This window comes from Ruegeria sp. HKCCD7221 (assembly GCF_013031225.1).
Taxonomy (GTDB): domain Bacteria; phylum Pseudomonadota; class Alphaproteobacteria; order Rhodobacterales; family Rhodobacteraceae; genus Ruegeria.
This window is the reverse complement of record NZ_WPZE01000004.1, coordinates 273,393-288,532: the sequence shown is the minus strand read 5'-3', so window position 1 is coordinate 288,532 and position 15,140 is coordinate 273,393. Positions and strand designations below refer to the sequence as shown.

6 protein-coding genes are annotated in these 15,140 nt (G+C 54.3%); all 6 read right to left on the bottom strand.

Annotation, left to right across the window (positions count from 1 at the left end):
- Positions 1 to 72: 72 nt before the first annotated feature.
- The 6 genes from GOX73_RS12510 to GOX73_RS12485 all read right to left on the bottom strand — a co-directional run bounded on the left by GOX73_RS12510 (position 73) and on the right by GOX73_RS12485 (position 15,125).
- A complete protein-coding gene (locus tag GOX73_RS12510) occupies positions 73 to 2,862 on the bottom strand; it encodes a bifunctional aconitate hydratase 2/2-methylisocitrate dehydratase (RefSeq protein WP_171125500.1) in 2,790 nt (929 codons plus the stop codon).
- Positions 2,863 to 3,316: 454 nt separating this feature from the next.
- Positions 3,317 to 5,320 (bottom strand): UvrD-helicase domain-containing protein, encoded by a 2,004-nt coding sequence (locus GOX73_RS12505; RefSeq protein ID WP_171134928.1) that lies wholly within the window; start codon positions 5,318 to 5,320, stop codon positions 3,317 to 3,319.
- Positions 5,321 to 5,357: 37 nt separating this feature from the next.
- Complete coding sequence (locus tag GOX73_RS12500; protein ID WP_171134927.1) at positions 5,358 to 8,231, bottom strand: site-specific DNA-methyltransferase; 2,874 nt, start codon at positions 8,229 to 8,231, stop codon at positions 5,358 to 5,360.
- Positions 8,228 to 11,266, bottom strand: coding sequence for a BPTD_3080 family restriction endonuclease (locus tag GOX73_RS12495; RefSeq protein WP_171134926.1), 3,039 nt, complete (start codon positions 11,264 to 11,266; stop codon positions 8,228 to 8,230). Before GOX73_RS12495 ends, GOX73_RS12500 begins: the two co-directional genes overlap by 4 nt.
- 535 nt (positions 11,267 to 11,801) lie before the next feature.
- Positions 11,802 to 11,993 carry a hypothetical protein gene (locus GOX73_RS12490; RefSeq protein ID WP_171134925.1) on the bottom strand — a complete coding sequence of 64 codons (192 nt, stop codon included), beginning with the start codon at positions 11,991 to 11,993 and terminating at the stop codon, positions 11,802 to 11,804.
- Positions 11,994 to 12,698: 705 nt separating this feature from the next.
- On the bottom strand, positions 12,699 to 15,125 hold the full coding sequence (locus tag GOX73_RS12485; RefSeq protein ID WP_171134924.1) for a bifunctional DNA primase/polymerase: 2,427 nt from the start codon (positions 15,123 to 15,125) through the stop codon (positions 12,699 to 12,701).
- Positions 15,126 to 15,140 lie beyond the last annotated feature (15 nt).

The window sequence follows — 15,140 nt, the reverse complement described above, 5'->3', positions numbered from 1 at the left end:
TGTCGGCAGCGGCGCGACGGCCTGAGACAAGCTGATAGCTTGCCCATGCCCTTCGCGCCGCTGCCGTTATCGTTAGAAATGTACCGACAAGCCGCCGAGTGGTTTCTGAACCGGCGGCGCAAATTTTGTCAGGTCAATCCCTTCTACCGCCAGCTTGTATTCTTCAAGCGTCGGCGTGCGTCCCAAAATTGCGGACAGAACAACAACCGGTGTTGAACCCAAAAGCGATTCACCCTTCTTGGTCTCAGAATCGGCGACAACCCGGCCTTGGAACAAGCGTGTCGAGGTCGCCAGAACCGTATCCCCTTTTGCGGCCTTTTCCTGGTTCCCCATGCACAGGTTACAACCCGGACGTTCGAGATAGAGAATATTCTCGTATTCCGTTCTTGCCGTGACCTTGGGGGCAGCGTCGTCAAACTCAAATCCGCAGTATTTCTGCAGGATTTCCCAATCCCCTTCCTCTTTCAACTCATCAATGATGTTGTAGGTCGGGGCAGCAACAACCAACGGTGCCTTGAACGCAACCTCACCATGGGCCGCCTCAAGGTTGCGGAGCATCTGCGCGACGATCTTAATGTCGCCCTTGTGGACCATGCACGATCCGACAAAACCCAGATCGACCTTCTTTTCCGCCCCGTAGTAAGAGATCGGCCGGATCGTATCATGGGTATAACGCTTTGATACGTCGATATTATTGACATCTGGGTCGGCGATCATCGGCTCGACGATTTCGTCCAGATCCACGACAACTTCGGCGAAGTACTTGGCGTTATCGTCCGGCGTCAACGCAGGCTTCTCGCCCGACTTGATCTGGGCGATCCGCGCCTCGGCAATGTCGATCAATTTCTGAAGCATTCCGTTCTCATGCTCCATTCCCTTGTCGATCATGATCTGAATACGGTGCTTTGCCAGTTCAAGCGATTGGATCAGCGTGTCATCGTTCGAAATGCAGATCGACGCCTTTGCCTTCATCTCGGCCGTCCAGTCCGTGAATGTGAACGCTTGGTCTGCCAAAAGCGTTCCGATATGGACCTCGATGATGCGCCCCTGGAACACGTTGTCACCATGCTGCGCCAGCATCTGTGCCTGCGTTGCATGGACCACGTCGCGGAAATCCATGTGATCGGCCATCTTGCCCTTGAAGGTTACCTTCACCGATTCCGGGATCGGCATCGAGGCTTCACCGGTCGCAAGCGCCAGCGCCACAGTGCCTGAGTCTGCACCAAACGCCACGCCCTTGGACATACGCGTGTGGCTGTCCCCGCCAATGATGATCGCCCAATCGTCGACGGTAATGTCATTCAGGACCTTGTGAATCACATCGGTCATTGCGTGATAAACACCCTTGGGGTCGCGACCGGTCACAAGACCAAACTTGTTCATGAACGCCATCAATTTTGGTGTGTTGGCCTGCGCCTTGGCATCCCAGACAGACGCTGTGTGACACCCAGACTGATACGCACCGTCAACGGACGGCGACAGCACGGTTGCCGCCATTGCCTCTAGCTCCTGTGCCGTCATCGGGCCGGTGGTGTCCTGCGATCCAACGATGTTGACCCGCACGCGCACGTCGGACCCTGCATGCAGCACCTTGTCCGGTGCGACGCCCAGCGCGTTGGCGTTAAAGATCTTCTCAACCGCTGTCAGCCCTTGATCGTCGTTGCTGATTTCCTTCGATGGGGCAAAGACCCGCGGGGCTTCGATCCCCAGGGTTTCTGCGGCAAATGTCTGCAGCTTCTTTCCGAAGACGATAGCGTAAGAGCCGCCTGCCTTCATGAACTCCATCTTCTGCGGTGTGAACGACCCCTCCATATCGACCAGCTCTTCGCCTTCAACACTGAAGAGTTTTTTCTTTTTCGTGTCGATCTTGAGTACGGTGCCAGTCTCGACCGAATATTTCTGCTCAAGAACAGGATTGCCGTCGTTGTTCAGGATCGGTTGACCGTCTTCACCGATTTTCCTGCCCCAGTTCTTGAGGTCGACACCAATACCGCCGGTCACGCCAACGGTTGTCAAGAAGATCGGGGAAATCCCATTTGTGCCCGCCACAACGGGCGCCACGTTTATGAACGGAACATAAGGCGAAGCCTGCTTGCCAGTCCAAAGCGCCACGTTGTTGACGCCAGACATACGCGACGAGCCAACACCCATCGTGCCCTTCTCGGCAACAAGCATCACACGTGCATTCGGATGCTTCAGTTTGAGTGCTTCGATCTCTTTCTGCGCCTCTTCCGAGATTAGGCATTTGCCGTGCAATTCGCGGTCAGCCCGAGAATGCGCCTGATTGCCGGGGCTCAGAAGGTCAGTCGAGATATCGCCTTCGGCTGCAACATAAGTAACAACCTCGATCTCTTCGTCGATGTCAGGCAGAGTCGTGAAAAACTCAGCCTTGACATAGCTATCCAACAAGTCCGCAGCGACTGCGTTGCCTGCCTCGTAAGCTGCTTTGATACGGTCCGTATCGGCCTCGTAGAGGAAGACTTGGGTTTTCAGAACGTCAGCCGCTTGGCGTGCAATGCCCTCGTCAGCGCCCAGCGCCAGATCAAGCAGCACCTCAACCGACGGCCCGCCTTTCATATGGCTCAGAAGCTCAAAGGCAAAGGCGGGCGTGATTTCGTCCACGGTCGCTTCACCCAAGATGATCGCCTTCAGAAAACGGGCTTTCTCACCTGCCGCGCTGGTGGTTCCGGGAAGTGTGTTGTAGATAAAGAACTGCAGGCAATCCGCGCGATGCCCGCTGGCCGAATCCTGGATATGGGCGATCACCTCATTGAGAAGCGCACCATCGTCAATCGGTTTAGGGTTAAGGCCCTGTTCTTTCCGGTTTTCGATTTCAGCGAGGTATTCGTCGTATAGGCTCATGATCATTTCCACATCGGGCAAGGGGCTGGAGGGCAGCTAAATTAAGGGAAGACTCGATTTGGCATACAATGGTATACACATCGACGGAATTCAAGGGCCCCGCTTGCGACATTCTGCCCACAACCGTTAGTCACAACGCTTCTGACACGGAATTCCAGCCGCATAAACCGGGCAAGTCTTTTGTATACAGGGGATAGTGGTGCCCCCACACGGACTCGAACCGCGGACCTACTGATTACAAATCTGTAGGATATGCCTCTATAGTATTGATAAATATACATTATTCCTGCATCTTGCAGATTTTTTCCACGATATACCCGATTAATTTCGCAAAAATTGTTCACTTTTGATCAACCCGACTGATGCTAAGGGCAACATCAGGGTAATTTGGGCGGCAACTTTGACATCAACACTTAAGAAGTCTTCGTCTGCAACCGCATTAATTTATTCGATTTCAGGAAATCAGATCTTCCAGAAACTCTGAAACTTCGCCGACGCCAGATATCCATAAATGATCCCTTGCGCGCGTAGCAGCCACATACAAGAGATGCCGCTCAGTATCATAGATTTCCTCAAGGGCTCTTTCGTCTGAGGCCAATGCAAGCCTACTTTCGGAGGGAATAACATCAGCTTCACAGCCGATAATTGCTACTGCACGAAATTCTCGCCCCTTAGCTTCGTGCATGATGTACCAATCGACGCCGGCAAGGTCAGCTGTCACTGCGGCGGCTCGCTCAGACAAAGAATGATCACGTACCAGAACAGCTATTTCGTTCTTCGCCAGACCTTCGTTAACCAACTCTTTGACCCACTGGTTTGCGGCTTTGGTTTCCGCTTCAATTTCATCAAATCTCTGCAAAGCAGGTTTTGGGCCGTGGAAGACTGAAGTGACGCCCAGTCTACGGTCTTCACCACCGTCAGCTTCCAAAAGTCTAGAGGGCAGCAAAAGGTCAGACTTTGATCGAATTTGATGTGATGTCCTATAGTTAACCTTCAAGCTCCGTGATCTACCGCGAATGTCGACACCAGCAGCCTTCCACGGGAACGGCGACCTAAAGATACGCTGACCAATGTCACCTGCGAAAAATAATCCATTCGGCTTGTTCCCTGCAATCGCCGCAATCAATCTCAATTCGGGAACCGAAATGTCTTGGGCTTCATCTATCACGATATTGTCGTACGGCGGCGATGCCATGTTCTGGGAGAGTTCGTAAAGCAGTCCCGAGACAGTTAACTTGTTCGTACTGGACAGCCATTCCCTAACCTTGCCAAACACCTGCCAGGCTTCATCCCGCCTGCCTTGCGCCATACGAATTTTGCGCCCAAGACGTGGTAAATCCTGATACGTCTCTGCGTCTGTTACGTTCCATGCATCAACGATAAGACGCCACTCTTCCTGCAAGAACCCACGATCGATAGTGCAGCCGGTCTGCTCAATCGCCCTGCCGATTTGTGCCTCAACTTCTTGCTCCGAGGCAATACTCATGTCTCCAAGGCGTGCTATGCCAAGCCGTTTGGCTACTTCCTCGACCGTTGCGACATCTATTCGCTCATCAATATCCCTGCGGCCACGCGTCAATCGCTTGATCTTCTGTCTAAGGTCCTTGGCGAGGTTTTCGTTGAAAGTTGCGACAAGAACCCGGGCTTCTTCGTTTTCCCGCGCCAGACGTACTGCACGATGGATCGCGACTACGGTTTTGCCAGTACCAGCGGAACCAATGACGCGCGCAGGGCCATTGAAGTCCCTATCAACAAATTCCTGCTGCGCTGGGTGAAGAAAGACAGCCCAATCGTCCCATGGCGCTTCAAGCGCAGCCTCCAGTTCGTTCTCTCCGTCCAAAACTCGGAAACGTCTTTGGGCATCCGGATGCGCATATGGATCACTACCCTGTTCAACAAGGCGCACGACAGGTGGTTCACCAACAGCCGCGCACAACAATGCCTCAGATGCTTCTGAGGGCAAATGACCTGCGATGTCGAGCACTGTGTCCTCAGTCGCCGTTCTGACGGTTTCCAACCAATCTTCAGGGACACCCCAGCTTAGGAGTTTCTCGTCGCTTTCCCTTGCAAAGATGGGAGGCTTCTTGACAGCTTCTTCAACATACCGCTGGATCACGACGTCTTCGACGCGTTCTCGCAGTTCGACGATTTGGGCAGCACCGGTCTTCGGATGCGCTTCGACACGCCGTCGCTCTGCCCAAGCGTAAGCATCATCATGATGCCCAACCCATGCCAACAGCGTGGAACCGTCTTTCTTGTGCAGAACAATTCTGATGTCGCGGCTGACGCGTGCGGTCCAGAAGTTTGGATCGCGAGCGCGGTCCACGCGATGCAGCGACAGCCCGGGGTTTTCCGGATTAGTCTGAATGTCGAAGGTAGTGATTTTGATCTGTTTCTGTTCATCGCCCGAGAGGCGAGAAAGAGCCTTTGTGAAGCTGTCCGAAATAACAACTGTCATTGCGCAACCAACATATTTGCGTTTCCGGCTGCCAACATCATACCCCGAACACTTTCATGACTTCGTCGCCGAGGTGGTTGATCACCTTCACAGCAATCCGACCGGATTTCGGACGCGCAAAGGGGCGTGATTTTGTCAACTTGAGGCTCTCCCACGCCTCTTCGTCGATCTCGCCTTTCAAAGTCGATTTCAGCTGTTTGTAAGGCACATCCGCTCCAGGGAAGTATGCCTGCCGTACAAAGAAGCTTTCGCCTGAGTAATCCGTGTCGATGAACCAGCAGGCGATGTCTTTGGCATCAGAGCTTTCGACGATTCCCTTGGCAGGTTTAAAAATGTCCACACCAAGCAGATTGACCCGAACGCGATCGCCTTCTTCGATCACTTCAATATCGGGTTCGCCGAAGACGACGAACAGGTTTCCACCACCTGCTTTGAGATCGTCGGCCATATGCAAATCGGGGTTCATGCGCGCTTGAAGGATTGGTATGCGACCAAGCTTTCGGAAGTCTTGCGCATGGGCCTCGAAGTTGAATGCGCATGCAATGAGGACGTCAAAGCCTGCGTCTGAGGCCTCGCGGGCAGCAGCGACCAGATCTGCGCGTGCGACAGTGCCGTATTCAGGACCAAGGAAGATGCCCGCGCGGCGCTGTATGTCGCCCTCCATATAGGTGCCTTCTGCCGCGATCCATTCGCCTGGCCAAGCGGTCAGCGCATCAAAGGCAATGCGGTCCTCTTTCCCTGCCTGATGAACGCCAGCCTTGGCGAGGTTTTCCATAACAGATTTTTGGAAATTCTCTACCTCTTGCTCTTCTGGTAGGCGATCACCTTTGGCCGCTATAACTTCGTCGATCAGCTCGCCGTTTTGGTCCACCGCCGCCGTGCGATGCGGCGACAGGCTCTCAACCGTAAAGGGACCTGCCACACGAATGCGTTTCTTGTCCTCATAGGGTCTGTCGTAGAGGTATTCGAAGGCAGCCTTGGCGGCAATAGAAGCATCGATTTCGTTCTGTCTTTCGACCCGGGCAGTCCAGAAATCCGCCAACGCGTCTTTGGCAGCGTCGGGCCAGCCTTCCACGGAATCGCGCGGTATTTCCCATTCCATGAAGCCGTTGGCAGGCGTCATTTCGCCGGAGGGCAATTCGACCTCACCTGTGGCGGTGAAATCAATTTTCTGCCCTTTACGACCACCCGTTTCAACGGTGAAGGGGGTTGGGTTACCTTTCAACGCGGCGTTCAGAGCCGCACGCGCTGCTTCGACAGCGGGTTGGCGCTGCTCCCAAATCTCGTCAATCTCGGCGTTATTAGCGATGGATTTGAGCGTGATATGCGGCACGCGCTGGTAGACGAAACCTGCACGAATATCGCTATGGGTCGGTGCGTCACGCGGCGGTGTGCGGGTGATTTCGCCTTCTTTTTTCTGCCCTGCTTCGCTGTCTGCCAGCAAATAGTAAGGATATTTCGCCCCCATGATCCGCGCACGAGCAAGTGCGAGTGCCACCCGTGAGGTGTCAATTGTAATCCAGCGGCGGCCCCATTGCTCAGCGACGTATGCAGTTGTGCCGGACCCGCAGGTCGGGTCAAGTACCAAGTCACCTGGGTCAGTGGTCATGAGAAGACAACGCTGAACTACTTTTTCAGAAGTTTGCACCACGTAAGTCTTAGAACTGGATCCGCTAATCGAGGTGTCGTCCCAAGAGTTGGTTTTCCTAATTGCGGCAAAATCGTTAAAAAATCGGATGTACCCAATAGACGTTTTTCCCGGATGAACTCTATCCGCCGCAAGCAGCCTTTTCATACCAGTTTCACCAGTCTTCCAGACACCTCGGTTTGGACGAAACACTTGCCCTGATACCCAAACCGGGTAGCGAGTTTTGTCGACACCCGATTGCGAAGTGATATTGTCTACCCGGCAAATGCGATCATGAAGATCTTTGTGCAGATTATCTAAGTCGCCGTTAAACCCGCTTACAATTTCACCATCGTTCTTCTTAATCAATCTGTAGGCTGAAGACCCATCTCCGCCCACTTGCTTGAGTCCCAAAACTGGGCGAAATTTTTTCTTTGAAAAGTCTTTCGCAAACCAGATGAGATAGTCGCTAACTGCAGCCAAGCTTGTCAATTCCCCTGGGCTGCCCGCACCAGAAGTTTTCTTAAAATAGATTTGGCTTACAAAATTCTCCTCCCCGAAAACTTCGTCCATCAGAGCTCGCACCCGGTGTACGTTCTCATCTCCGATCTGGACAAAACAGCTTCCGCTCTCAGTTAGCAGATCTCGGGCCACCACTAACCTGTCACGCAAATAGCTGAGATAGGAATGTATACCGTCGCGCCATGTGTCTCGGAAAGCTTTTACCTGTTCTGGTTCGCGGGTCAGGTGATTGAGTTTGCCGTCTTTCACATCACGTGAGGTCGTGGACCACTGGAAGTTGGAGTTGAACTTGATCCCGTATGGCGGGTCAATGTAGATCATTTGCACCTTGCCACGCAGGTCTTCACGCGCAGACAGGCTGCTCATCACCTGCAACCCGTCTCCAAGGATCATCCGGTTCGACCATTTGCGGTTGTGGCGGTAAAACTCGACCTCCGCTTCCAAGTCTTCCTCGTCCAATCCAAAGTGGCCAAAAAGGTCGTCCGCCTGCTTGCGCCCCGAGCGCAGGTCTTCAATCAGCGCCTTGGGGTGAATTTGTTCTTGAAGGTAAATTGGCGGTGCGTCGGCTATCAACTCTTCCTGATCGAGGTCTTTGCCGCGCCAAATCAGCTGCGGATCAAGGTCGCGATTGCGGCGCTCGTATGCGACTTTGATCGGCGCGACGTCTTCGGGTGGAACGACGCCTTCGAGTTCCGCCGTAGGGATGTTGGTGCGGGTGTTGTCGTGGATGTGCGTTTCAACCGGAGTGGTCTTGTCGGTCATGCTGTCTCCTCCTCGCGCAGGAGCGCGGCAATTGCGGCGTCAAGATCGGGGCGGAAGTCTTCCACCGCGCGCAGTTCAGCGAAGGCCCAGCGGCCATACGTGCCAAGGCGGTTTACTGCAGGTATCCATTTGTTCTGCGTTGTCTGGGCCTTAAGCATCGCATCATGTCCACGATAGCCCTTAACCTCAACTATCAGAGTTGTCGGCGTGTCGCAGCGCAAGCGGATCAAAAAGTCCGGCCAATAACGGCGCGCTTCGCCTTCCATAAGGTACGGCACTTCAAACCCGAGGTTGTGATTGCGTGCGTAAGCTTCGACATCCGGGTGCGTGTCCAGGATTTGAGCGAAGCGGGTTTCCCAGTTGCTGTCCGTTACGATCCAGTTGACGTGGCTGCGACGTTCATCGGCCCAGTGGCGGCTATCGCTGGACGTGGTGAAGTTCACTCCCATTGTACTGCCTTCGGGCTCGAACGGATCGAGCACTGCACGGATGATTGGATCACCACCCGGGCGATCGACCAACGCCGCCATCAAGAGATCGCAGACTTCATCCGTTAGTTGCCGGTATAGAAGCTGTGCTGGCTCGGTCCCGTCTTTGCATTCCAGCAATCCGGATTTAAGCCATTGCAGCACGATGCGTTTTGCGTCGTTGAAGAGGTGCATTTTGGGCGCTTGATTGGGGTCGCGCAGTTTTTCGGTGACCCAGTAGCTGGCAATCTTGTAGCCAATCTCCGACATGCGTTTTTGCTGAAGGTATTCTAGTGTAACGTCGTGTGGTTCACCGATGATGCCTGACATTCGCACTTCTGTTGCGCCCACGCGCTCTGGCGTCATCACGTACGGCTCCATTGCCGAGAAATCGACGGCAATCCGCTCTTTCGGGAAGTCCACGCGATACCCCTCGACGCGAGGAAATATCATTTCAAGAGCGTCCCGATCCGGTGTCACGGCATGCACCTGTACAACGGGGCGTGGCGGTGATGGCGGAGCGGGTCTCGGCTGGTCCGAGAAGTTCAGTCCGTCGATTCCCATGATGTCAGCGTACTCGACTTGAAACAGCCCGCTCTCAGGGTCGATGTCGTAGGACAAGCGCCGAAGGGCACGCCCAATGACCTGTTCGCATATCAAGCGAGAGCCAAAGGCGCGAAGGCCGAATATATGTGTGACGTTGTTGGCATCCCAGCCTTCGGTCAGCATCGAGACAGAGACGACGCAACGCACTTGTTCGCCAAGTTTACCTTTGCGCCCGACCGTGTTCATGACTTCGCGAAGGATTTCAGCGTCGGAGATATCGCCCGCAGCTGCACCTTCGCGTTGCAGTCGTTCGCGCCGGAACGCTTCAATTTCCTCACCGTGCGCCTCGCGAAATGACTTATCGATTTCGTCACCGCTTTCGAGCGCCTCGCTATCGATCAAGATGGAGCGTGGTCGGTCGAGTTTCTGGTCATGGTCATCAAAATTTCGGAACAGGTCCAACGCGCCTTGCACGACCGTCTCTTGATCGTTTTCGTCCGTGCGCGTGTAACCCGCGATGTAGTCGCGTAGCATTTCGGAGTTTGTTGTGTTGTTGCACACGACAATGAAAACGGGTGGGACGCCGACACCATCACGCTCCCAGAGGCGATATGTTTCTTCATAGTGGCCATACAGCGCATCTAGGGCAGTCTTTACTTCAATGGGTAGTTTCTGGGGGTCGGGGCGCGTTTCGCCTTTGGCTTTTTTTGGCATTCGCTTGCCAATAGTCTTCCAAAGATCTCGGTAAATCACCTGTTGCCCATCAGGTCTATTGTCGGAAACCGGAACGCGCGGAAGCTTAACAATTCCACATTCGATAGCATCCATAAGGGAGAAATCTGTCATCACCCATGGAAACAGCGTTCCTTCCGGCCAATTTGATCCCTGCAGAAAGAACGGCGTTGCGGAAAGATCATAAACAATCTGAACGCCTTGGACGCGATTTAGAGCCTCAATCCCCGATAGCCACAATCGGGCTTCCTGTCGTTCCTCTTTTTCCTCACGGCTTAGTTGTTCATCGCCTTGTATGGGGCGCTCACGATAACAATGATGCGCCTCGTCATTTATTACAACGATGTCCTTCATGCCCATCAAATCGCCCATTACTCGCTGGACCATCTGACCTTCAGTTTCAATGGTTGAGATACCTTCGCCATGACCTTCCAGCGCTGCGCGAGTTCCCTTTGCCACCTGCACTGTTTCACGCAACTTGAACGCGTGATAGTTCGTAATCACGATCTTGGCGCGGTTCAAATCAGTCAATAGATCCCGCGGTACGAGACTGAGTTTCGTGTAATAACTGTCAGTGTCATTAGGTTGCAAAACCCTTAGCCGATCTCGGATCGTTATACCGGGTGCAACGATCAAAAAACCTTTTGAAAACCTTTTTGAGTTCGGGCTGCGAACAGCATTTAGCGCCTGCCAAGCGATCAGCATCGCCATAACAGTTGTTTTGCCAGCACCGGTCGCAAGTTTGAACGCAACTCGCAACAGATCAGGGCGTGACAAGTTTTGCGGCTTTCCATCCGCCTGCAGCGCAGTATTGTTTGCCACATTCAACGCACTTAAGAAACGACGCCCTCGCTTGCCAACTTGCGGAGCAACTTCTGCCAACCAGATCGCTGCTTCGACAGCTTCTAGCTGGCAGAAAAATGGACGGATTTGCTGCGTTTCGTCTAGCTGCAGCTTGCGCCAATGTTGCAGCAATCGTTGAGTTATCGGCGTAACTTTCCATTGTGTAGGATTAGGCAGCGCCCGCCAGGTATCAAGCTCTTGGCGAAGCTCGTTTACAACGGCCGTTGGATTGAACTCGGTGGTACTGGTGGAAAGGGTTTCTTCGAAGACCATGCTGCCTTGGTCCGATGACACTGTTGCAGCGGCTCCCGGCAACGCGGACCAGAGATCAGACGACCTTCTTCGATTTATGATAATGTCGTTTGGTCTTCCGTTAGGATCGAGCTCCCAATGCTGATCTGGGTGCTGATATGGAGAATTGAGTATCGGTTGCTCAAAAAACTGCAAAGTGCCTCCAGTGTGTGCTCGCTTGGCAAACTTTTTGCTTAGATCTTAAGACGGTTCACGCTGAAGTGGAAGCGCCACCAAGAAAATTTCAAGGCAGCAGTAAACACAGGTGCTCAAGTGAGAATATGCTATCTTAGTGACGTAGCTCCGGCTCAAATCTCACTGTTCTTTGGTGAAGCCGTATTGATCACGCGGGTCATCTTGATCAGACACAGATTGTGAGCAAGTCTCCAAGCCGAAATTTGATTGACATACCGCACGCGCGTGCGTCAATCGAGAGCGGCGGGTAGCCAGGGGGTGGCCCTGGGAGATTGTACTGGGCTTATGGTGTGCAACCCAAATACCGGCCGCGAGGTTTCACCAGCGGATGAGCTACTGATTGTATATCAGTGGATTAAAAGCCTGGAAATCTGTGTTTTATGAGGCGATCAACGATTTTGCGAGGTATTTTCCAGACTAAGTCCACTAATTTTGGTGGGTCTGCGGCTTAGTTCTCCACCAATCGCGCTTGCAAAGCGATGTAACGGCGGGGAGTTCATGCATGAACCAGCAGGGCCTGTAGCAAGGCGCGATAGGCGCGATGGTCGATTTGCCCTCGGAGCAGGTCACGCACAACTAACTCCAGTCTGGGCCGATCGTGTGGGTCGTTGAGCGCATGGACCATGGCCGCTGCGACCCGCAATTCCTCTGGGGATGGTGGGTCACAGTCTAGGGATTTGCGAGCCATTGTGCGGGCGCGGTTTAGTTCGCGCTTTCGCTTTCCGTATTCGGTGGGCCGTGGAGCGTTCTTTTCCGCAGCGCCTGAGTGGAACCAGCAGAAGCCATTCGGGGACTTCTTCCATGCTGTTCGACCGCAGGATGGCCGGGCGCAGGTCGGGGGTGCATCAGGACCGCCGAATTGCGTTTTGTGCCTGTGTTCAGCAAGTGCCCGCAATTGATTTGGGTGAGGCTTCTGCTTGAGCGCGGCTGGGGAGTGGATAGACACCGTGATTGATCCTTTTGCGCCGCCGTGAAAAGCATTAGCTGACGAGCGAGATTGATACCTGATTTGACCTTTTTTGCTTTAGTGCATCTGGTTTGGTTCGTCAGGATAGCTCGGGATGTGCGACCGGTCAAAAATGCCCGGTGCTAGTCTCGGCCACAGGCGCAGGTGACAGATTTCGACTAAAAACGCCCGGTAGGGGGAAGGGCAAGCATGTCATACATGTACCCCCTAAACGACATGAAAACACATGTGTGTGGGTTGCTTCTCCCTTCCCCCCTTTATCTCCCTTCTTGTTTCTCTTTTCCCTATTTTACTGGGGTCTCTTGCGTTGTTCAGAGGGGGGAAGATAGGGGAAATGACAAACCGGCGGTCGGCGCCACCTACTTAAAAACCGGGCGAAGAAATTCCATCTTCCCGCCCACATCCCCCTTAAATGGGCGGCACAGCCTACTTCAGTTTGCGTTTGGCAAGAACGGTCAACCCTTCCGATGACAGCTTGTAACCAGTCGCGGTTCCGCCATCGACGCTCCCCTTGTCGATGTGTCCACGGTCCAAAAGGTTTTCGATGGCTTTGCGAACTGCGTCCCCTGAAACGGGTTCGGATCCGCTGGACGCAGAGTTCCGACACGCGTCCACCAGCGACTTGTGTTTTACGACCTTTTGGCCATCTTGGCGGCGTTTGCCCAGCGTCCGCAGAACACGTAGTTCAACCTTGTCTTCCTCTGTAATCCCGATGTGTTCTGAAGCATATTTGATGAGGTCGAGAACCGACTGTCGTGTCACAGCGACCGCCGCATTCGCTGCGACCTCAGTCAAAGCAATAGTGGGCTTGTCCGGGTCTGACATGTCCAGAGCGGCGTCGCCCGTCATTGCCGCTTCGCCCGCCGCGATGACCAGCGCAACCCGGCGCGAGTTCTGGTAGGCGCGGCTGTAGATGGTCCGGGCCTTGTCGTCTGCCTCTGCGTTGGCTTCAGCCGCAGCGTTTTCGCATTCATCGTCAAAGGCGAGCATGACAGCTTCCGCCTCGGGCGTCAGGGCAAGGTCTATGACGCCGTGCCCGGTCCCTACGAACGGCAACATCCCTTTCCGGTCAAACAGCCAAGTCAATGCATCCTCAACTTCCTTTGGTAAGACCGTCCCGTTCTTGTTCACCGGACCATTTGCGCGTTTGCGGTGCCAGTCCCCAAAGAACCATAGCGCCCGGGCCACAGATCCATCGTCAACCGCGTCAGCGGGCAGCCCCTTTGCCAAAACCTTCGGTTGCGCGTCTCCGAGAACGACCAGATATGCTTCATCAACCTCGGGCCTTGGCTTGGTCGCCAGCTTTTGCCCTGCGATATGGTAATCAGAATAGGTGATAATCATCTGGTCCGAGACTTCTGCAAGCGTCGTATTTTTTCCAGATTTTAAGTTTTGCAGGTGACGCCCGAGTTCATCGAACAGGAGGACACCACGCGGGCCGATAGGGGCGTTTTTCACATCAAGAAAACAGTTATGTAGCGCGGGCTGGGACCGAACACGCCGCCAAAGCACGTCATATGGCGTTAGCGCAGAAGCCAGCTTCAACATGCGCACTGCGTCCTGTTTCCCGCTGGTGCTGGGCATAATGATGTTTGCGTAGAGGTTGCCGTAATTGTCGTCCGCCCGGTCGAACTTGAAGGCCATTCCCACGGCCAGAGAAACCGAAGTCAACGCGCCCACTAAAGCTGGAGCCGGGTCGGGACGCCATGCTGTGTCGTACCCCCAGCGGGCAAATGAACCGACAAGCCCAGGAACGTCCTTGAGCGGGTCGAACACCCCAACGCTAAGTCCGCCCGCCGGGCAATCCAACCCCGCGATGTGAGCAAATCCATCGTCCGTGGTGTCGTATTCCAGTTCATCGAAGTCCGGCAAGGGCCGGTTCCCGTTTGCAGCCCGCGCTTTCGCCTGTTCTGCCCATTTCGCGTCGTCCATTTCAATGGCGTCGAACTCCTGTGCCGCTTCGGGCTTCTGCACCCGGGCAGCGTCCCGGCGGCAGGAACGCGGTCCACCATCTTTATACATCGTCCCGTGTTCGAACTGGTCGTGCAAAGCCCAAGCGATGAAGTCGTAGGTCGTGGCGTCCCCAGTCCTGTCCAGTATTTCACGCTCATGGAGGGATAACCGGCGGGCTACGGAGAACTGCAAGGCACTGGCAGATAAGTCGTCCAGACCATTCACATCCCCCGCCCAGCGTTTTGCCAACGGCGCGTCTCTTGCCAGCAAATCAACCAAAACCTGCTCTGCGTTGTCAGGCTGTTTCCAGTCTCGCAGGGGGCCAGTCCCCAGACCGCCGTTCTTGACCTTCCAGCGGTCCATCAGATCTTGGCAGATCGTATCCGGGATCTCTGCCAGCGGGCTGTCATCCAACAGCTTGTAACCTTCACCAAAGGCAATCCAGCCACCATCGCCCCGGCTGTCCAACCCTTCGACAATCTCGACCCCACCCGGTGTGTCCTCTCGCCCAGCGGGCAGTTTCATAATCCAGTGCTCACCGCCTGAAATCGTTTCGTGCTTCCGGGTGGGCTTATCCAGCCCATTGTCCTTTAGCCACTGCTCCGCTGCAACGCCCCCGTCTTGCGTCTTATAGCGGTCCAGATCGAAGGCAAACAGGTCACCGCCCATTGCGATGCCGAAGCCGTTGGCTTCGTGCCAGTTGTCGAAATCCTCAACCTGCAAAGACGCGTTCAGATGCCCATTGCGCGTCAACGGACGTTTCGCGTGGCCACCGCCAGGTTTGGCCGAAATAAGAATGGGAAACACCGACAGGCGCATTCCAGTTGCTTTGCGTGCGGCTTCTTTCCAGTCAGTGGCATTCGCCTGCGACTGTTCTTGAGGATTGTCAATTTGTGCCATAGCTTCAGCTTCCTG

Coding starts and splice junctions, on each gene's coding strand:
- GOX73_RS12510 (WP_171125500.1), bottom strand. CDS start 2,862: ATGAGCCTATACGACGAATACCTCGCTGAAATCGAAAACCGGAAAGAA.
- GOX73_RS12505 (WP_171134928.1), bottom strand. CDS start 5,320: ATGACAGTTGTTATTTCGGACAGCTTCACAAAGGCTCTTTCTCGCCTC.
- GOX73_RS12500 (WP_171134927.1), bottom strand. CDS start 8,231: ATGACCGACAAGACCACTCCGGTTGAAACGCACATCCACGACAACACC.
- GOX73_RS12490 (WP_171134925.1), bottom strand. CDS start 11,993: ATGGCTCGCAAATCCCTAGACTGTGACCCACCATCCCCAGAGGAATTG.
- GOX73_RS12485 (WP_171134924.1), bottom strand. CDS start 15,125: ATGGCACAAATTGACAATCCTCAAGAACAGTCGCAGGCGAATGCCACT.